Here is a 20,991-nt window from a genome sequence, read left to right as displayed (position 1 = left end):
CCCCATGACCGTGGACTCCAGCCCCACCCGGGCCGCCGACGCCGGATCACGCCGGCCAGCGGAGAGGGCGCCGACCAGACCGGGGTCACGCGGCCTCACCATCGCCGGTGTCGCGTACCGGACGCCGTACTGGGTCTTCACCGGAGCGGTGGCGGTGGTCTTCCTCTTCCCGCTGGTCTGGACCGCCGTCGCCTCGGTCTCCCCGCAGGCGGGCACGAACCAGGTGACCGGATGGGGCTTCGGCAACTACACGACCCTCGCCCACTACCAGGCCGGCGTCTGGCGCTACCTTGCCAACTCGGCGTTCGTGTCCCTGCTGACGGTCGCCCTCACGCTGCTGATCTCGCTGCTCGGCGGGTACGCCTTCGCGCGGTTCCGCTTCCCCGGCCGGAACATCCTGTTCCTGCTCACCCTGGCCATCCTGATGGTCCCGTACGCGACCCTGCTCATCCCGCTCTACGTCCTGCTCAACGAGGTCGGGCTACAGAACTCGCTGGTCGGTGTCGCCCTGGTGCTCACCATGTTCCAGTTGCCGTTCTCTACCTTCCTGATGCGGATCTCCTTCGAGGCGGTGCCGCGCGAACTCGACGAGGCGGCGAAGGTCGACGGCTGTTCGTCGTTCACCGCGCTGTGGCGGGTACTCGTCCCCGCGGTCAAGCCGGGCCTGATCACCGTGGGGCTGTTCGCGTTCCTCGCCGCGTGGAACGACTTCATGGCGCCGCTGATCCTGATCAACGACTCCGAGCGGATGACGCTGCCGCTCGCCGTCTCCAACCTCCGCGGCCAGGTGCAGGGCGTCGTCGACTACGGCGCCACGGAAGCGGGCGTCGTCGTCCTCGCGCTGCCGTGCGTCGTGCTGTTCCTGCTGCTCCAACGACACTACGTGCGCGGATTCATGTCCGGCGCGCTGAAGGGATGACCATGACACCCAGCGCCTCCACGGCGGCACCCGTCCTGCCGAGCCGCGGGCGGCTCCGGCCGCTCGGACTGGACGAGGTCCGCATCACCGGCGGCTTCTGGGCCGAACGCCAGTCCGTGAACGCGACGGCCAGTCTCGCGCACATCGCACACTGGCTCGAACGGGAGGGCTGGATCCGCAACTTCGACCTGGTGGCGGCCGGCGGTGTGGCCGGGGAACGCCGGGGGCGCGAGTTCTCCGACTCGGAGGTCTACAAGTTCCTGGAGGCGATGGCCTGGGAGATCGGCCGGACCGGCGACCCGGGCCTGGAGGCGACGTTCCGCGCGGTCGTGCACCGGGTGGCCGGGGCACAGGACGTCGACGGCTACCTCAACACCAGGTTCGGCCATGCCGGCCAGCCGGCGCGCTGGTCCGACCTGCAATGGGGCCACGAACTCTACTGCGTCGGCCATCTCCTCCAGGCCGCCGTCGCGCGGGCCCGTACCCGCCCGGACGCGGACGACGGCCTGGTGGCGGTCGCCCGGCGGGCCGCCGACAACATCTGCGAGACCTTCGGACCGGACGGCATCGACGGCCTCTGTGGACACCCGGAGATCGAACCGGCACTCGTGGAGTTCGCCCGGGTCACCGGTGACGACCGCTACCTCGACCAGGCGGCGCTCTTCGTCGAACGGCGCGGCCACGGCCGGCTCGGCGACCTGGAGTGGCGGCGGGAGTACTTCCAGGACGAGATCCCGGTGCGGCAGGCGACGGTGCTGCGCGGGCACGCGGTACGGGCGAACTACCTCGCCGCCGGTGCCGTCGACGTCGCCGCCGAGACGGACGACCCCGGACTGCTGAAGGCGGTACGGGACCAGTGGCGGAGCACGGTCGCGCGGCGCACGTACGTCACCGGTGGGCAGGGCTCGCGGCACCAGGACGAGGCGTTCGGCGAGGACTGGGTACTGCCGCCCGACCGTGCCTACTCGGAGACCTGTGCCGGGGTCGGCTCGGTGATGCTGGCGTGGCGGCTGCTGCTCGCCTGCGGCGACTCCGGGTACGCCGACCTGATCGAGCGGACGCTCTTCAACGTGGTGTCGACGTCACCGGCGGCCGACGGTCGGAGCTTCTTCTACACCAACACCCTGCACCGCCGGGAGCCCGGCACCGTCCCGGACGACGACCGGCCCAGCATCCGGGCCGCCGCCGCGCAACGGGCGCCCTGGTACGAGGTGTCGTGCTGCCCGACCAACGTGGCCCGTACCCTGGCCAGCCTCGCCGCCTACGTCGCCAGCACGGACGACGAGGGCCTCCAGATCCACCAGTACGTGCCGGGGACGATCGTGCACCGTCCGGTGGACGGGGCCGAGCGACGGATCACCGTCAGCACCGGCTACCCCGTCGACGGGGAGATCCGGGTGCGGGTCGACGGCGACGACGACCGCCCGTGGACGCTGTCGTTGCGGGTGCCGGGCTGGGCGGAGCAGGGCGCGACGCTGACCGTCGGCACCGAGACCCGGCCGGTGCGCCCCGGCTACGCCACCGAGCGGCGGGTCTGGCGAGCCGGCGACGAGGTGGTGCTGAGCCTGCCGATGGCGCCCCGGTTCAGCCACCCGGACCCACGCATCGACGCGGTCCGCGGCTGCGTCGCGGTGGAGCGCGGCCCGCTGGTCTTCGCGGTGGAGTCGGTGGACCTGCCGGAGGGCGGGAACATCGACGGACTCCGGGTCGACCTGGGCCGGCCGCCCACCCCGGCCGGCAACCGGGTGCTGGTGCACTGCCGGCGCCTCGACCCGCCGGACCGGGACTGGCCCTACCGCGGGGGCGGGGCCGGGCCGGCGACTGCGGCGGCGGAGGACCTCGTCGAGGTCCCGCTGATCGCGTACCACGACTGGGCCAACCGGGGGCCGTCCACCATGCGGGTCTGGATCCCGACGAGCTGACTTTCCCACCCCACCACTCGGCACCAGGAGGATCGAATGAGAAATAGACGGATCAGGAGGGCGCCCACCTGGGCGGCTCTCGCCGCGCTCGTGGCGGGAGGGGTGGTCGGCGTCCCCTCGGCCGCGTACGCCGCACCTCCGGTCCTGCCGGGCAACGAGGGCGACGTGGGCGTCTACACCGATGGCCAGCACCACGTGATGGAGATCGGTGACCCGACCTACACCAACGTCGCCGAGGTGGCCGAGCAGCTCAAGCCGGGCGTGCCGTTCACCGCGTCGAGCATGTACCAGTCCATTTTCGACAAGGACCTCGCGGCCGGCGGCACGGACTACTACCTCGACCGGGTGCTCGGCGTGCGCGGCACGCTCGGCTCGGCGGTGCTGATGACCCGGGGCCGTTCGCTCTACATGCGCGGTGCCAGCAACAACAACTTCACCGTGATGGGCTTCGCCGGCAGTACCTTCGTCGGCGGCCCCAACAACCTCGGCAACCTCTACACGGTCACGGTGCCCGGGCAGACGGTCACCGAGGTCGGCGCCAACCGGTTCAACGCGCCGAGCCACGCCAAGGGCCGGTACACGATCGGCAGTACCGGGGTCACCGCAGACCTGACGAAGTTCATCACCTACGACAACGTCGCGGTCACCGCGATCGAGCTGGACAACCCGGGTGGGGAGGCGGCCACCTTCACCGTCCGCGCCGCCTCGCCGTTGGCGACCCAGGCCGGCGAGGGGAGCGCCGAACTCACCGGTACCCGCACGATCACCAGCGGCTCCAACAACGGCCTCGTCGACACCGCCTGGAACACCGTCCGGGTCGGTCTCACCGGTGCCGGGTTCACCCGCAGCGGCAGCAACCTCGACCGGGAGGTCACGGTGCCGGCCGGCGGCCGGGTCTCGCTCTCGGTCGTCGGCGCGGTCTCCTCGGCGACCCTGCCGGAGACCGTCGCCAGCTACCGCCAGTACGCCGCGATGCTGTCGGCGGAGGCCGTCCGGACCGGGATCACCGAGTTCAACCGGCGCTGGGCCCAGGACGTCCCGTACGTCGACGTCCCCGATCCGGCCCTGGAGAAGGCGATCGTCTACCGGTGGTGGGGCGAGCGCTACAACAGCCTGGACGCGAACGCCCCCGGCCACGTCTACCAGTACCCGACGACGATCGAGGGGGTGAACCTCTACCAGAACTCGGTGGCGCTGACCCAGCCGATGCACCTCCAGGACACCAAGTGGCTGCGTACCCCCTATCTGCCGTACGGGCAGATCCTCAACATCGGTGAACTCTCCGGCTCCTCGGCGTTCCTGGACAGCCCCGGCCACACGAGCTGGAACAACCACTACTCGCAGTATCTCGGGACCGCCGGGCTGGAGGCGTACAACGTGCACGGCGGCGGCCCGGAGATCGCCCGGAAGTTCGCGGGCTACTTCGAGGGCGACGGCGTCGGGCAGCTCGAACACTACGACGGCAACGACGACAAGCTGATCGCCTACGACACCAACTACATGCCGGGCAACGACGCCGACGCGATCTCCTTCGGCTTCCCGAAGACGAACGCCGGGGCACCCGGAGCGCGCACGATCGAGCGTCCCGAGTCGGCGTACGTCTGGGGTGCGCTCGACGCGGCCCGGCAACTGCACCAGATCGCCGGCAGCGACCAGGCCAAGGTCGACGAGATGGCAGGCAGCGCGGACGCGGTCCGGGACGCGATCCTGAACCGGCTCTGGAGCCCGGACATGCGGATGTTCCTGGCCGGCACGTCGCACGGCGCCACCAGCGCGGCCAGCTCCAACGGCAGGCCCAATCCGCTGCCGGAGTCGGCCCGCACCCTGATCCCGGCGAAGGAGTCGAACCTCTACGACGTCTACGCCGAGAACCTCATCCCGTTCGACCAGTGGCAGAAGTACGTCGACGGGTACCGCTTCCTCACCTACGGCGACAACTTCCCGATCTTCCCGTTCTACACCGCCAACCAGTACGACCGGGCGGCGTACGGGATCGGCGGCTCCAACAACTTCTCGAACATCAACTTCACCGTGCAGTATCGCGGTGTCCGCTCCGCGCTTCGGCACTACGACCCGGAGCAGAAGTACATCACCCCGGAGTACGCCAAGCGGCTGCTGGACTGGATGGCCTGGAGCATCTACCCCGGCGCGGACGTACGCGCGCCGAACCAGGCCGAGTACTACTCCAACTGGAACCCGACCGCGAAGACCTACAACCGGAACAACCCGAACCACGTGATGCTCGGCAACATGAGCTACATCTTCGTCGAGGACATGGCGGGGCTCCAGCCGCGCTCCGACGACAAGATCGAGCTGTGGCCGATCAAGTTCGGCTACGACCACTTCATGGTCAACAACCTGCGCTACCACGGGCAGGACGTCACGGTCGTCTGGGACCCGGACGGCACGAAGTACGGCCTCGGCGCCGGCTACAGCCTGTTCCTGAACGGCGAGAAGAAGGTCAGCACCGACAAGCTCGGCAAGCTGACCTACGACCCGAACACCAACCAGGTGCAGGCCGAGGAGGGCGTGAGCGTCACCTTCACCGCCAGCACCGGGACCGACTTCCCGAGCGCGGTGGAGACTCCGGTGCAGGACGACCGGGTCGTCGGTTACCTCAAGACGGCCGGCATCGACCTCACCGAGGACGCGCCGAACCTGGCCTCGGGCGCCCAGCTCGGCTCCTCGTACACCCAGCAGGGTGTCCGGCCGACGCCGTGGCGGCAGTTCCACACGCCCGGCTGGAGCAGCACCTCGATGAACCACACCCCGGGGGCGATCAAGGAGACCGAGCGGCCGGTGTCGCTGGCCGCGGTGACCGACGGCGTCACCGCGAACGAGCCGTACTGGGGCAACTACGGCAGCACCGACAAGAACGGCTACGTCGAACTCGACCTGGGGTCGGCGAAGTCCTTCGACAACGTGCAGGTGTTCTTCGTCAGCGACCGGCAGGCCGGCGGCTATCGCGAGCCGGCGCGCTGGTGGATCCAGGTGCCCGACGGCAACGGCGGGTGGCGCGAGGTGCCGGGCCAGTTCAAGAACCCGACGGTACCCTCGGCGAAGTTCAACGAGGCGCTCTTCGAGACCGTGACCTCGAACAAGCTGCGCATCGCGTTCACCAACAACCCGACGTTCTTCACCGCGATCTCCGAGATCCAGGTCTTCGACTCGGGGCGGGACGTGCCGGACGTGACCAACCAGGCGCCGGTGGTCACCGCCGCCCGGGACGGATCGGCGGACGGGAACCTCTCCACCCGGCTGGTCGGCACGGCCTCCGACGACGGCATCCCGTACGACGACGAGCTGACCTTCGGCTGGGAGACCGTCTCGGCGCCGCAGGGCGCGGGCGTCATCTTCGCCGACTCGAAGGCGCTGGCGACCCGGGTCACCGGCACGGTCGCGGGGGACTACGTGTTCCGGTTCTTCGCCGACGACGGCGAGCAGCGGTCGACGGCGACGGTGGCGGTGACGCTCACCGAGCGGGAGGTCACCGCGGAGTTCGGCGCGTCGGCGGCGATCACCACCAGCGGTACCGCGTCGTGGGAGAACCACCAGCGGGTCAGCGAGGCCAGCACGCCGGCCAACTCGAACCCGGGTGCCGGGAACGGCTGGGGCAACTGGGGCCAGCCGCAGAACGGCACCAGCGTCGAGCGGGCGGCGTGGATCCAGTACCGGTGGACCTCGCCGGTCCGGCTCTCCTCGACCGACATCTACTGGTACGACGACAACGGCGGCACCCGCCGGCCCAACGCCACCACGTACGCGGTCGAGTCGTCCACCGACGGCACGACCTGGACCCCGGTCACCCTCACCAACGGGTCCACGTACGCCGGCGCGCTGGCCACCAACGCCTACAACCACCTCGACTTCGCGCCGATCACCACCAGCCAGTTGCGGATCCGCATCTGGGGCGTGCAGGGCAGCGGGGCCGGTACCGGCGTGCTGCGCTGGCGCGCCAACGGCGAGACGGTCGAGTCGGTACGGTCGCCGGTGCTGATCCGGACCCCCGTCGGCCAGGTACCGACCCTGCCGGCCGAACTCGACGGGATCTACGCCAGTGGTGCCCGCGGCACGGTCGGGTTCACCTGGCAGCAGATCACCCCGGAGATGGTCGCCGAGACCAACGTCGAGCCGTTCGTGGTCTACGGCACGAACGACGCGTACGGGCTGATCGCCGAGGCCCGGGTCTACGTACGGCCGGAGACGGCACCGGGCGGCATCTCGATCCAGGGTGCCGAGACGTTCCAGCAGAGCGTCGAGGTGGGCGAACTGCCCTACCTGCCGGGCAGGGTGGAGGTCTCCTACAACGACGGATCGCGGGACAACCAGGCGATCGGGGTCGACTGGGACTTCGACGAGAGCATCGTCGACACCCCCGGCCGGTACACCGTGATCGGAAACCTGGTCCTGCCGGACTACGTCAGCGAGGCCGGTACCACCCGGACCACCCTGACCCTCACCGTGGGCGACCCCCCGGAGGAGCCGGCGTGGGACGTCCGGGTGCAGACCCGCACCCAGTGCATCGGCCGCAACGTCTACGTCTCGGTCAACGCCGTCAACGCCGAGCAGGTGCCGCTGACGATCGAGCTGGTCACCCCGTACGGCTCGCGCACGGTTGCCGACGTGGCGCCCGGAAAGGCCGCCTACCAGGCGTTCAACACCCGCACCACGGCGGTGCAGGCCGGGACGGCGACGGTGAAGGCCACCGGAACGGTCGACGGCCAACCGGTGACCGCGCAGTTCCCGGCGCCGTTCGGCGCGCTCGACTGCGGCTAGCCCCGCAGGGGTGGCGGCGCCCGTACCGGCGCCGCCACCCCGCTCACCCTCGGAGAGCTATCACTCCGCTCAGCTCGGAAGCCACCACCACCCCCGCCCCGAGAACGAGGAGATCGACACCGTGAACAGCACCGTGGGGCGCGGCACCGCTCCACCACCCCTCCGGCGGGCACGCCGGATCCGCAGCACCGCCGCCGCGCTGGTGGTCGCCGGGCTCCTCGCCGGCGGCCTGGTCGGGGTCGGCGCGCCGGCCCAGGCCGCCGAGCCGACCACCTTCACCAACACCGTCAACCCGATCCTCGGCGACGGCAGCTACTATTCGGCCGACCCGGCCCCGATGGTGGTGCCGGCCGGCGCCCCCGGCAACGACAGCGACCGCGACCAGCTCTACATCTACACCGGTCACGACGAGGCCGGACCGTCCACAAACGACTTCATCATGAACGAGTGGGGCGCGTTCCGGACCACCGACGTCGCGGCGGGGCAGTGGACCCACTACCCGTCGCTGATGCGGCCGGAGCAGGTCTTCGGCTGGGCGACGCCGGGCCGGGCGTACGCCGGTCAGGTGATCCGGGGCGTCGACGGGCGCTACTACTGGTATGTCCCGATCCACGAACGGGACAGCCCGGCGTCCGACAAGTTCGCGATCGGGGTGGCCGTCTCGGAGAGCCCGACCGGCCCGTGGACCGACCACGCGGGCGGCCCGATCATCTCCCAGCGGGTACCGACGGCCAACACCATCCACAACATCGACCCGACGATCCTGGTCGACGGCCAGGCCCCCAACCAGCGGGTGTACGTCTACTGGGGCTCGTTCAGCCAGCTCCGGATGCTGGAGTTCCAGCAGGACATGAAGACCCCGATCGGCACTCCGCGCACCGTCACCGGATTGACCGGCTTCTTCGAGGCGCCCTGGATCTTCCAGCGCGACGGCACCTACTACTTCGCGTACGCCGGGAACAACGCCGGCCCGACCTCGCAGTGCACCCCGGCGAACTACCACGCCTGCATCGGCTACGCGACGGCGTCCTCCCCGGCCGGACCGTGGACCTACCGGGGGACCATCCTCAAGCCGGTCTCCTCGACCACGAGCCATCCCGGCATCCTGGAGTTCAACGGTCAGTGGTATCTCGCCTACCACACCGCCGACGCGGTGGGCGGCGGCCACTTCCGCCGGTCGGTGGCGATCGACCCGCTGGAGTGGGACGACACCCAGACCCCGCCCCGGATGAAGCCGGTCACGCCGACGCCGGTCCGGGGACGCGACCTGACACCCCGGCCGAACATCGCGCAGGAGGCGAAGGTCAGCGTCTCCAACGAGCCCGTACCCACCCAGTACTGGGTGAAGGCGCTCAACGACGAGATCGTCCGGTCGAACCCGCTGCCCCCGGACATGTGGGGCACCTGGACCGGCAACAACCCGCCCCAGCAGTGGGTGCAGTACACCTGGGACCAGCCGATGCGGATCGCCGGTTCGCAGATCGACTTCTGGAACGACCAGCCGCAGGGCAGCGGGGTGGGCGTGGCCGCACCGGCCCGCTGGCGCATCCAGTACTGGGACCTCGGCGCCGGGCAGTGGGCCGACGTACCGAACCCGAGCGGCTATCCGACCGGCACGCAGGGCTTCCAGAACACCACCTTCGACCCGGTGACCACCACGCAGGTCCGAGCCACCTTCGACGCGTCGACCAACGGCAGCACCTATTCGGCGGTCGCGGTGGAGGAGTGGAAGGTCCTGGCCGCGCAGCCGGATTCCGTCACCGCGCCGCCGATGACGGTCGAGGTCGGCGAGGCCGAACTTCCCGGCACCGTTCCGGTGTCGTTCGGCGCCGAGACGCTGCGGGTGCCGGTCTTCTGGGACCCGGTCACCCCGGAGCAGGTCGCCCGGCCCGGCACGTTCACCGTCCAGGGCAGCGTGCTCGGCTACGCCGCCGGCCGGGTCTCCGGGCAGGTCACCGTCATCTCACCGGACGACACCGAGGGCGACGAGACCGCGCCGACCCTGACGCTCACCCCGAGCGGCAGCGCCGGTACCGCCGGCTGGTTCCGGTCCGCGGTGCGGGTGCGGGCCGCCGGGGTCGACGACCGTGGTGGCCGGCTGACCATCGAGTCCCGGGTCGACGACGGCGAGCCGAGCGTCGCCACCGACGTACGCCAGGTCGACGTCACGGTCTCCGGCGACGGCCGGCACACCGTCACGGCGACCGCGACCGACCGCGCCGGCAACGTCTCCACCCCGGCGGACCTCGCGGTACGCATCGACGCGACGGCACCGGTCAGCACCGGCACCCTGGACGGCACCACCCGGAAGGTCACGGTGACCGCGAGCGACGCCACCTCCGGGGTCGCGCGGATCGAGTACGCCGTCGACACCGGGCCGTGGACCGCCTACACGGGTGCGATCGTGGCACCCGACGGGAACAAGCACACCGTCTCGTTCCGGGCGCTCGACGCGGCCGGAAACCTGGAGACCGCCAAGAACCTCACCATCCCGGCCGACCTGTCCGGCCCGCTCACCGGCAACATCGGGCCGGTCGGCACCCCGACCGCCTCCTACACCGCGGGTTGGAACAGCGTCACCGCGCTCAACGACAACGCCGACCCGCCCAGCCCGGCCCAAGCACAGCTCTGGGGTACCTGGTCCGGCACCCGCCCGGCGACCCAGTGGGTCCAGTACGACTGGGCCCGCCCGATCCGGATCACCGGCACCGAGCTGAAGTTCTGGCGGGACGCCAACCAGGGCAGTGGCGACGGCGTCGCCGAGCCCGACGGCTGGGTGTTGCAGTACTGGGACGAGGCGGGTTCCGCCTGGCGCGACGTCACCGGGGCGTCCGGCTACGGCACCAGCACCACCGCGTTCAACACCGTCACCTTCGACCCCGTCAGCACACCCCGGGTCCGGGCCACGGTCCGGGCCAACGGCAACGGCAGCACCTACTCCGCGGTCGCGATCACCGAGTGGCGGGTCAACGCCGACGACCCGGGCGTACCGCCCGAGGTGCCGGTCACCGTCACCGTCGCGCCGCGCTGCCTCGCCGGCAAGGCGTACGTCGCCGTGCAGGCCCGCAACGACCACGACGCGCCGGTACGCATCGTGCTGGAGACCGCGTACGGCGAGCGGTCCGTCCCGGCCGTCGCGCCGGGCGCCAACGCCTACCAGTCGTTCGCCACCCGGGCGGCCTCGGTCGCGGCCGGTCCGGTGACCGTGCGCGCCACCGGGACGGTGCACGGCGAGGAGGTGACCACCGTCCACTCCGCCGAACACCCTGCCATCGCCTGCACCGACTGATCTCCGCCACTCCCCACAACTCTCCGCCATCCCCACCAACCACGAAGAACAACGGAGAATCCCATGAGCACATCGAATCGCAGCCGGCTGGTCGCGGCCGGCGCGGCCAGTGTCGTGCTGGCCGGAGCCATGGCGTTGTCGTCGCCGGCCCTGGCCGAGCCGGGCGACAGCGCCGACGTCGAGGTGACGGTCGAGATCGAGGAGATCGAGGAGCCGGGCGTACTCGCCCTGTCGATCGCCGCCAACTCGGTCGCGCTCGCCGAGGACGGCTCGACCCTGCTGGTCCGCCAGTTCGCCGGTACCCTGCCAACGGTGACGGTCACCGACACCCGTACCCCGGAGGAGGTGCCCGCGGATGCCGCCTGGGCCGTACTCGGCAGCGCCACCGACTTCGTCGGCAGCGCCGGGCAGGCGCCGATCGGTGCCGACCACTTCGGCTGGAAGCCGAGGCTGCTCGACGGCGGCGAGACCGGCCTGGTCAGCGAGGGTGAGGAGGTGGTGACGGTCCTCGACGAGCCGACCCAGCCCGGCAACAACGTCGGCCTGGTCGACCAGGAGTTGCTGGTGTCGACGTTCGAGTCCGGTGCCGTCGCCGGCGGTTCGTACTCCGTCGACGCCGACCTCTTCCTGCGCACCCCGGCCGACGTCGCCGCCGGCGAGTACGCCTCGACCCTGACCCTGTCCCTGTTCGAATAGACGCACGGGTGGGAGCCGCGGGCCGGCGGCTCCCACCACACCCCGCACCGAAGGGCTCCGCCATGATCCGAACGTTGCCCCGGCTGCTCGCCGTGCTGGCCGTGGTGCTCGGCACCGTGCCGTTCGCGCCCGCCGGTGCCGGGGCGGAGCCGACCACCCCGGCGCTCACCTGGGCGGTGCAGCCGGCGAACCAGCAGGGTCCGGACGGCCGCCGGTGGATCGAGCACACCCTCGACCCCGGCCAGGTGGTGACCGAGCACCTGGCGGTGCGGAACTTCAGCGACGCCCCCGTGGTCTTCTCCCTGAAGGCGGCCGACGGCTACCTCACCGACAAGGGTCGGTTCAACATGCTCCCCTCCCACCAGCCGTCGGTGGACGGCGGCACCTGGATCGGGGTGCAGGAACAGGTCACCGTCGGGGCCAAGGCGACCAAGGTGGTGCCGTTCACCGTCACCGTGCCGCGCGACGCCACCCCCGGCGACCACCCGGCCGGAATCGCGGCGACGGTCACCAGCACCGGCGGCACGGTGGCCGTGGAGAGCCGGGTCGGGTTCCGGGTGATGATGCGGGTCAGCGGCACGGTCGCGGCGAGCCTGGCGATCGACGACCTCACCGCCGGCTACCGGCACTCCTGGAATCCCTTCTCGGCCGGCACCGTCCGGGTCAGGTACACCACGACGAACGACGGCAACGTCGCGGTGACCGGCACCGGCCGGGTGACCACCACCGAATTGTTCGGCCTGCTCGACCACGAGGTCCGGGCCGACGCCGAGGAGACGCTGCCGGGCGGCGCCCGCGAGGTCGACGTCCGGGTCGCCGGGGTCTGGGCGCTGGGACCGCTGCGTACGACCGTCGAGGTGACCCCGGCCGTCCTCGGCGACGGCCCGGCCGGCGCCGAGATCCGGCCCGCCTCGGCGACCGTGACGGTGTGGACGTTGCCCTGGCCGCAACTGGCCCTCGCCGCCGTCCTCGGAGCCGTCGCCATCGCGTTCCGGATCGTCCTCCGGCGACGCCGTCGGCGGCTGGCGGCACTCCTCGCCCGCGCCCGGGACGAGGGCAGGGCCGAGGGCCGGGAATCCGCCGTCGTCGGCGGTCCGGGGCCGGAGCCCGGCAAGTAACGGTTTTCAGCCGTCACTCGATCCGTCCGGGCCCCGGCAACCCTGCGCACTGGTCAGGACGTCGTGCCGGTGACGTTGCCACCCGACTCGGTGACGTGGTAGGTGACGGTCGTGCCGCTCCAGAAGTGGAAGGTCAGGGTGACCCGCTGCCCGTCGTTCACCTCGGCGAAGAACTCAGGCTTGAGGGTGATGGAGTTCGCGCCGTAGTTCGGGGCGAAGGCGATGTCGAACTCCTTGAACGAGGTCCAGTTGTGCGGACCCGCGTTGCTGCCGTCGGCGTACTTCGCCTCCATGGTGGCGAGTTGGTCGCCCCGGAACTGGGTGGGCACGGCGAACGAGCCGGTCGCGCCGGTCGCGCCGGCGAGCACCGGCGGGTCGTACGTGATGATGCTGATCCGCCACGGCACGCCCTGGGAGAACCGGGCCTGGATGGTGGCGTTGACGCCGTACGCCCGGTTGCCGACCAGCCGGGTGACGGCGGCGGCGGTGAGCGTGAGCGTGTTGCCGGAGACCGTGTAGTCGGCGCCGTTGGCCAGGTCGGTGTTGCCCTGCCGCAGCCCCTGGAAGGTGCTGCCGTTCAGGTTGAGCGTCAGGCTCTTGGCGGTGATCGACCCGGTACGCGGCACGTAGACCTGGTCGCTCGACGCGGTACCGGAGCGGGTGGTCCAGCTCGACCTGATCTGCGCGGACAGCTCCGGGTCGCTCCACTGGAACGAGGTACGCCCGAAGTGCTGCCCGTTGTCCCAGAGTTGGGTGGTGATCCGCCGGTCACGGGCGTAGTAGCCGAGGTACTCGAAGAACTTCAGTTTCTCGCCCTGCTCGACCGTGCCGGTGTGCCGGTCGAAGCCGAGCAGCCCGTACTCGCCGATGATCACCGGGATGTTGCGGGACACGAAGGCGTTGTAGACCCGGTCGAAGACGCCGGTCAGGTCCTGCTGCACGGTGGCGTCGAACCGGGTGCCGCCGGCGACGTTCACGCTGAACGGCCAGTACCCGTAGAAGTGCACGGTGGCGATCAGGTTGGGGTCGTTCAACGTGGTGAAGGTGCTCACCAGCTCGTCCACCCGGGGCTGGTCGGCCGAGGTGTGCAGGGTGGGCAGCACCAGCAGCCGGGTGGCGTTGCCGCCGCCGGACTGCCGGACGATCCGGTGGAACGACGTGTTCAGCTCGTGCAGCAGGGTCGCGTTCTGGGCGTCGCCGGAGCTGCCGGTGAACTGCGGCTCGTTGACGCTCTCCAAGGTCAGCCGGGGTGAGGCGTCCCGGAACGCGGCGGCGATCTGCGTCCAGAGCGCGTTGTACCGGTTGAGCACGTTGGTCCGGTCGGTCGGCATCGTGTTGATCCACTGCCACGAGTCGTGGTGGATGTTGACCATCACGTAGAAGCCGTCGGCGAGCGCCCAGTTGACCACCTCGCGTACCCGGTTCAGCCAGGCCGCGTCGATGGTGTAACTCGAGGCCGCGCCGTGGTGGTTGCTCCAGGTGACCGGGATCCGGATGCTGTTGAAGCCCTGTGCCCGGACGTTGTCCAGCAGCGCCTCGGTGACCCGGGGGTTGCCCCAGGCGGTCTCGTCGGCGCCGACCGCGTCGAACGAGTTGCCGAGGTTCCAGCCCGGCTGCATCGCGGCCACCGCCGCCATCGCGTTGCCGGCCGGCGGCGGTGTGGTCGGCGGGGGAGTGGTCGGCGGTGCGCTGGTCGGCGGCCGGGTGGTCGGGGTACCGCCGACGTTGCCGGTGCAGGCGACACCGTTGAGCGCGAACGAGGTGGGCGCGGTGTTCGTGCCGGTCCAGGAGCCGTTGAAGCCGAACGACACCGTCGCGTTGGTCGCGATCGTGCCGTTGTAGCTGACGTTGGTCGCGGTCACCTGGCTGCCCGAGGAGGTGACGTTCGCGTTCCACGCCTGGGTGACCCGCTGGCCGGACGGGAACGTCCAGACCAGGCTCCAGCCGCTGACCGGGTCACCGAGGTTGGTGATGTCGACGTTGGCGGTGAAGCCACCCGACCACTGCGCCGAGGTCGCGTAGGCCACCCGGCAGCCCGCCGCCGCCTGGGCGCTGACCGCCACCGTCACCCCCGAGACCAGCAGTACGGCGGCGCTCGCCGCGACCAGACCGACCCGCCAGCGGGCTCTTCGCACCGTGCTCTGCGAACTCACAATGGGACTCCTTGCCTGGATTCCTGCCTGGATTCCGGCACGCGGGAAGGTGATGGGGCGCGTCGCGGACGAGGGCGCGGCGGTGCCCCCGGAGAGCCGACATTAAGTTTGGATGCCAAACTTTGTCAATCGGCGCCCGACTATACGTGTGTGCACTCGCGACCGGCGTGCCCCGGCGGGACCGGTCAGCCGCCGAGGTAGGCCAGCACCACCCTCCCGTACGCCGGCGTAGATCACCGTGACCTCCGCACGCCCGAGGGCTACGGTTTCAGTGATCGACAAGTACGGGCGTCGGCGGCACGTCGCCTCGGGGTCGGCGTGGGCCTGCCTCGGCGACGGGCGGGAGAGGGAGTGAGCGTGGCGCAGCGCAGGGCACTGGTGGTTCGCGGCGGGTGGCCGGGGCACCAGCCGGTCAGGGCGACGGAGTTGTTCATCCCGTTCCTCGAACGCAACGGCTACGCCGTACGGGTCGAGGAGTCGACGGAGGTCTACGCCGAGGCCGCCGAACTGGCCGACACCGACCTCGTCGTGCAGTGCGTGACGATGTCGCAGATCACCCGGGAGCAGGTGAGCGGGCTCGGTGCCGCCGTCGTCGCCGGTACCGGCTTCACCGGCTGGCACGGTGGTATCGCGGACTCGTTCCGGGCCTCGTCCGACTATCTGCACCTGGTGGGTGGCCAGTTCGCGACCCATCCGGGCAAGGAGCCGTGCGAGCGGCACGGCGGGGAGCAGGACAACTTCCTGCCGCACACCGTGCACGTCACCGAACTGGGCCGGGAGCATCCGATCACCGCGGGGATCGAGGACTTCGACCTGGTCACCGAACAGTACTGGGTGCTGCACGACGACCTGATCGACGTGCTGGCCACCACGACACACCCGACCAGGGAGTGGCAGCCGTGGCACCGGCCGGTCACCTCGCCGGCGATCTGGACCCGTCGCTGGGGTGCCGGGCGGGTCGTCGTGACGACTCCGGGGCACAGCCTCGACGTGTTGGCACATCCGAGCGTGCGTACCGTGATCGAGAGGGGGATGCTGTGGGCGAGCCGCACGGCGTCGGCATCGTAGGGCTCGGGGTCATCTCCCGGGCGTACCTGGCCACGCTGGCCGACCATCCCGAGCTGCGCATCGTCGCGGTGGCCGACCTCGACGCCACCCGGTCGGCGGCGGTCGCCGCCGCGCTGCCCGGCGCCGAGGCGCTGAGTGTGGATCGCCTGCTTGACCATCCCGAGGTGCGGACGGTACTCAACCTGACGATCCCCGCCGCGCACGCCGAGATCTCGCTCGCCGCGATCGACGCGGGCCGGAACGTCTACGTCGAGAAGCCGCTCGCCGTCACGTTTCCGGAGGGCCGCTCGATCGTCGACCGGGCCGCGTCGGCCGGCGTCCGGCTGGGCTGCGCGCCGGACACGGTGCTGGGCACGGGTACCCAGACCGCCCGCGCGGCGGTCGACGGGGGCCTCATCGGGCGCCCGATCTCCGCGTCGGCCGTGATGGTCACGCCGGGGCACGAGCGCTGGCATCCCCACCCCGACTTCTACTACGCCCCGGGCGGCGGTCCACTGCTGGACATGGGGCCGTACTACATCTCGGCCCTGGTCCACCTGCTCGGGCCGGTACGCGCGGTGGTCGGTGCCGCCAGCCGGCTGCGCGCCGAGCGCGTCATCGGCTCCGGCCCGCGCAGCGGCCAGCGGATCCCGGTCGAGGTGGACAGCCACGTGACCGGTGTACTCGAACACGTCGACGGCGCACTCTCCACCATCACGACGAGCTTCGACAGCGTGGCGACCACGGCCGCGCCGATCGAGGTGCACGGCGAGACGGGCAGTCTCGCCGTACCCGACCCGAACCGCTTCGACGGCGAGGTCCGGCTCTTCCCGCTCGGCGGTACCGGGTGGCGTGCGCGCGAACCGCAGGCGGGTTATGCCGACGGCTCCCGGGGCCTCGGCCTGGTCGACCTGGTCAGGGCCGACGATCGGCGCCCGCCGCGTGCTGGCGGCGAGTTCGCGCTGCACGTGCTGGAGACGATGACCGCGCTGCTCCGGTCGGCCGCCGAGGGCCGGCGGATCGAGCTGACGACGTCGGTGGAGCGGCCGGTACCGGTCCCGCACACCCGGGCGGAGGACTGGAGGGGAGCGCCGGCGGACGCGAGCTGAGTCGGGAGGTAGCAGCCCTGCCGGGCGTTGGCCGCTCGTTCCCGCGGCTCTTGCCGTACCGTTAAATCTATTAAGTCTATAGGTTTGGTATGGACCTCGCCCGGGACGGCTGGCTAACTTACGGCCATGCATCGAAACTGGCCGAGTTCTCGGCTCTCCCGACGTCATCTCCTCACCGCCACCGCCACCGCTGCCGGCCTCGTCGTCACCAGCACGGTCGCCGGCCCGGCCGCCGCCCGGTCCAGAGTGGACACCGCACTGGAGTGGTACGACGTCACCGCCGCCACGATCGCGACCGGCTCTCTGCCGCAGGTCACCAGCAGCCGCGCCTGGGCGATCAGTTGGCTGGCCGCCGCCCGCGCGCTCCGGCACACCCCCGCCGCCCGGGCCGGGGCGTACCAGGACGCCGCGCTGGCGTCCGGCGTACACGCCGCGCTGAGCGCGCTGGTTCCGGGGAACGCGTCGGCGCTCGACGCCGCGCTGGCGACCACGCTGGCCCGGATCCCGGCCGGGGCGGAGCGGGACCGGGGTGTCGCCGCCGGCCGGCGGGAGGCGACCGCGCTGCTGGCCCGGCGGGCCGGCGACGGGCTCGACCCGGTGTCGGTCAACCCGCCGTTCCCGAGCCCCGAGCCCGGACCCGGGATCTGGCAGCCCACCCCGCCGACGTTCACCGCCGGACAGCAGGCCGGTAGCCGGTACGCCACCCCGTTCCTGCTGGACCGGGCCGACCAGTACCGGCCGGCTCCGCCGCCCGCGCTCCGCTCCGCGCGCTACCGCGCCGACCTCACCGAGGTCCGGGCCTACGGCGGTGCCGACAGCACGGTACGCACCCAGGAGCAGACCGACACCGCGACCTTCTGGCTCGGCTCCTCCCTGATCCTCTACACCGGAGTACTACGGGCGGCGCTGGCCCAGTCGCCCGAACCGGCCGCCTGGCGGGCCCGACTCGTGGCCCTGTTCCACGTCGCCCTCGTCGACACCCAGATCGCCACCTCGGACACCAAGTACGCCTACCTGCGCTGGCGGCCGGTCACCGCGATCCAGGCCGGTGCCGACCCGGCCTGGACGCCGCTGCACCCGACTCCGGCCCACCCGGACTACCCGAGCGGCCACAACACCTACTCCGGTGCCGCCGAGCAGGTGTTGACGACCCTGATCGGACCTCGCTCCCGGCGACCGTTCACCATCACCAGTCCCAGCCAGCCCGGCGCCACCCGCAGCTACGACCGGTGGCGACCACTGACCGACGAGAACCTCGACGCCCGGGTCTGGTCCGGAATCCACACCCGGACCGCCGACGAGGTCGGGGTCGTGCTCGGCCGTACGGTCGCCGCGCACGCGCTGCGGAACGCCCACCGACTCTTCGGGTGACGGCCGGACGGCGCGCTCGCCCCATCGTCGTACGGCCCCGCCCCATCGTTCTACGGCCTCGCGTCATCGTCGTACGGGCTCGCGACATCGTGGTGCGGCGGGGTCGAACCACGACTGTGCCAGGTCGGTCTGCCGCACAGGGGCTCGGCCGCGAACGGTCTGCCGGACGAGGGAGACCCGCTCCGGCAGTGGGGCGGCCGGGACGTCGACGAGGTCGAAGCGCCACTCGGGCGCCGAAAACCGGTTGCCGCACCTGCCGGGTTCCCGCAGAGTGGGGCTATGACGTTCTGACGGGCACTACCCCAGTTGAGCCGAAGCCCCTACGCCGCGCCGTCGCGCTCGGGGGTGAGCCGTAGCGCCGTCCGTCCCACCTTTCCAGAAGAGAGCGTCCTTGTCGCAGCAGATGTCCCGGCCGGAGTCCGCTCCGACCGCCGGGTCCGCCACTGTCACCGTCTTCGCCTCCGACCGCAGTTGGATCGAGTCCAACGCCGTCGACCAGTGCCACCAGGTGGCCGCCCTCGACGGCATGGTCTCGGTCGCCGGCATGCCCGACCTGCACCCCGGCAAGGGTGCCCCGATCGGCGCCGCCATGACGTCGACCGTGCTCTACCCGTTCCTGGTCGGCTCCGACATCGGCTGCGGCATCGCGGTGTTCCCCGTCGAGCTGAAGCGGGTCGTACCCGAGCAGGTCGCCCGCCGGTTCCCCGACCTCGACATCGCCCTGGACCCGGACCGGGATGCCGACGACCCGGCCTGGGCCGTGGTGGACGGCGAGATTCCGGCCGGTCACCTCGACGGCCTGGGAACGGTGGGCCGGGGCAACCACTTCGTGGAGCTGGCGCGGATCCAGACCGTCCTCGACCCGGCCCACACCGCCCGGCTCGGGCTCGCCGCCGACGACCTCGTCCTCATCGTGCACAGCGGCTCCCGGGGGCTGGGCGAGCGGATCCTGCGGGCACACACCGAGCGGCACGGCGCCGGCCCCGCCGCCGATCCGGCCGGCTACCTCGCACTGCACGACGCCGCCGTACGCTGGGGATCCCTCAACCGTCGACTTCTCGCCGCCAGGGTGCTGCACGCGCTGGGCGCCAGGCCGACCGAGCCGATCGTCGACCAGTGCCACAACCTGGTCGAGGTCCGCGACGGGGCGTACCTGCACCGCAAGGGGGCCGCGCCGGGCGACGGCCGGGACGTGCTGATCGCCGGTACCCGGGGCACCTGCTCCTATCTGGTGGCCGCGCACGCCGGGCCGCAGGCCAACTTCTCCGTCGCGCACGGCGCCGGCCGCAAGATGTCCCGGGCCGACGCGCTGCGCCGGGGCCGGGCCAAGCACACCGTCGAGGAACTCCGGCGTACCCCGGTGGGGTCGCTGGTGGTGTGCGGCGACCGCCAACTGCTGTTCGAGGAGGCGCCGACGGCGTACAAGCGGATCGAGCAGGTGATCGCGGACCTGGTCGAGCACGGCCTCGCCACGCCGGCCGCCACGACGGTTCCGCTGGTCACGTACAAGACGATCGACCGTGGTGGTAACGCGCGGACGGCGAGCCGACGGGACCGCCCGGACCACCGTCGCGGCCGGGGGCGATCGTGAGTGCGGCGCGGCACCGGCAGCACCTGCTGATCTCGGCCGGACGCGGCCCGCAGGAGTGCGCCTGGGCGGTCGCCCAACTCCTGCACCGGTTGGAAGCGGACGCCCGGCGGCGGAGGCTGACCACGTCGCGGGTCGAGACCGTTCCCGGCGACCGGTCCGGCACCTACCGGTCGGTCCTGGTGGAGATCTCCGGGGACGCTGCCGAGGAGTTCGCCGGCTCGTGGACCGGCACCCTCTGCTGGCAGGCGCCGAGCCCCTACCGGGCGAGCACCGGCCGCAAGAACTGGTACGTCATCGCCCGCTCCTGCCAGCTCGACGCCCCGCAGACGCCGTTCACGGAGACGGATGTCGACATCGTCGGCTGCCGTACCGGTGGCCCGGGCGGGCAGCACCGGAACAAGGCCAGTACCGCCGTGCGGGCCACCCACCGTCCATCCGGGATCGTCGTGGTGGTCGACACCGAACGGCAGTTCAGCCAGAACCGCCGGATCGCCCTGGAGCTGATCCGGCAGCGCATCGCGGATGACGATCAGGCGGCGGGTCGGGCCGTCACCAGCGCCCGCTGGCGGATCCACGACGAACTCGTCCGCGGCAACCCCGTACGGGTCGAACGACCGGACTCCCGAGCCGGCGCCGGTCTGCCGCCGGACCGACGAACCGGCTAACCGGCTAACCGGCGCGACTCTTCGGGGAGCTCGTGGTCAGCGCGTAGCAGCATGTCCGAGTACGACACCACCCCGGCGTACGCGCCGCAGGCTGAGACGAAGATCAGGGCCGCCCCGAACGCCGCCGGCCTGATCATGCGTCAGGTGTGGCAGGGCCCCGATCGCCATCTTGGAGATCGGGGCCGCGCCTTGCTGTGCCGTCCCGGTTCAGATCAGACGGTGCCCTTGCCGCCGCAGGTCGGGCACACCTTGCCGTGGTAGATGCCGGAGCCCTGGCATTGGGGGCACCTCGCCCGCGTGAGCGGACGCACCATCAGCAAGCGAATGAGGGCGCG

13 protein-coding genes are annotated in these 20,991 nt (G+C 71.3%); 12 read left to right on the top strand and 1 reads right to left on the bottom strand.

Going from position 1 to position 20,991, the window contains the following annotated elements:
• The first annotated feature begins 4 nt into the window (after positions 1-4).
• From Pma05_RS04245 to Pma05_RS04220, 6 genes are all read left to right on the top strand, one after another.
• On the top strand, positions 5-919 hold the full coding sequence (locus Pma05_RS04245; RefSeq protein ID WP_239311652.1) for a carbohydrate ABC transporter permease: 915 nt from the start codon (positions 5-7) through the stop codon (positions 917-919).
• Positions 920-921: 2 nt separating this feature from the next.
• Positions 922-2,841, top strand: coding sequence for a glycoside hydrolase family 127 protein (locus Pma05_RS04240; protein ID WP_203855941.1), 1,920 nt, complete (start codon positions 922-924; stop codon positions 2,839-2,841).
• 36 nt (positions 2,842-2,877) lie between these two features.
• Positions 2,878-7,617, top strand: coding sequence for a discoidin domain-containing protein (locus Pma05_RS04235; protein ID WP_239311650.1), 4,740 nt, complete (start codon positions 2,878-2,880; stop codon positions 7,615-7,617).
• A 112-nt stretch (positions 7,618-7,729) separates the two neighbouring features.
• A complete protein-coding gene (locus tag Pma05_RS04230; protein WP_203856140.1) occupies positions 7,730-10,906 on the top strand; it encodes a family 43 glycosylhydrolase in 3,177 nt (1,058 codons plus the stop codon).
• A gap of 63 nt (positions 10,907-10,969) precedes the next feature.
• Positions 10,970-11,602: a hypothetical protein gene (locus Pma05_RS04225; RefSeq protein ID WP_203855940.1), complete on the top strand. Its 633-nt coding sequence runs from the start codon at positions 10,970-10,972 to the stop codon at positions 11,600-11,602.
• A gap of 62 nt (positions 11,603-11,664) precedes the next feature.
• A complete protein-coding gene (locus tag Pma05_RS04220) occupies positions 11,665-12,720 on the top strand; it encodes a hypothetical protein (protein ID WP_203855939.1) in 1,056 nt (351 codons plus the stop codon).
• Positions 12,721-12,773: 53 nt separating this feature from the next.
• On the opposite strand, the gene Pma05_RS04215 is transcribed toward Pma05_RS04220, so the two are convergent.
• Positions 12,774-14,873: a cellulase family glycosylhydrolase gene (locus tag Pma05_RS04215; RefSeq protein ID WP_239311648.1), complete on the bottom strand. Its 2,100-nt coding sequence runs from the start codon at positions 14,871-14,873 to the stop codon at positions 12,774-12,776.
• 357 nt (positions 14,874-15,230) lie between these two features.
• On the opposite strand from Pma05_RS04215, the gene Pma05_RS04210 reads away from it, so the two are divergent.
• From Pma05_RS04210 to Pma05_RS04185, 6 genes are all read left to right on the top strand, one after another.
• Positions 15,231-15,941 carry a ThuA domain-containing protein gene (locus Pma05_RS04210; RefSeq protein ID WP_203855938.1) on the top strand — a complete coding sequence of 237 codons (711 nt, stop codon included), beginning with the start codon at positions 15,231-15,233 and terminating at the stop codon, positions 15,939-15,941.
• The gene (locus tag Pma05_RS04205) at positions 15,911-17,029 is read left to right on the top strand and encodes a Gfo/Idh/MocA family protein (RefSeq protein WP_203855937.1); all 1,119 of its coding nucleotides are present in this window, start codon (positions 15,911-15,913) and stop codon (positions 17,027-17,029) included. Before Pma05_RS04210 ends, Pma05_RS04205 begins: the two co-directional genes overlap by 31 nt.
• A 126-nt stretch (positions 17,030-17,155) precedes the next feature.
• The gene (locus tag Pma05_RS04200) at positions 17,156-18,400 is read left to right on the top strand and encodes a vanadium-dependent haloperoxidase (protein ID WP_203855936.1); all 1,245 of its coding nucleotides are present in this window, start codon (positions 17,156-17,158) and stop codon (positions 18,398-18,400) included.
• 403 nt (positions 18,401-18,803) lie between these two features.
• Complete coding sequence (locus tag Pma05_RS04195; RefSeq protein ID WP_203856138.1) at positions 18,804-19,991, top strand: RNA ligase RtcB family protein; 1,188 nt, start codon at positions 18,804-18,806, stop codon at positions 19,989-19,991.
• Positions 19,988-20,656: a peptide chain release factor H gene (gene prfH / locus Pma05_RS04190; RefSeq protein WP_203855935.1), complete on the top strand. Its 669-nt coding sequence runs from the start codon at positions 19,988-19,990 to the stop codon at positions 20,654-20,656. Before Pma05_RS04195 ends, prfH begins: the two co-directional genes overlap by 4 nt.
• A 51-nt stretch (positions 20,657-20,707) precedes the next feature.
• A complete protein-coding gene (locus tag Pma05_RS04185) occupies positions 20,708-20,917 on the top strand; it encodes a hypothetical protein (RefSeq protein WP_203855934.1) in 210 nt (69 codons plus the stop codon).
• Positions 20,918-20,991 lie beyond the last annotated feature (74 nt).

The sequence above is a fragment of the Plantactinospora mayteni genome, assembly GCF_016862935.1.
GTDB lineage: Bacteria > Actinomycetota > Actinomycetes > Mycobacteriales > Micromonosporaceae > Plantactinospora > Plantactinospora mayteni.
The sequence above is the reverse complement of the archived record's forward strand: the minus strand, read 5'-3'. Positions and strand labels throughout refer to the sequence as shown.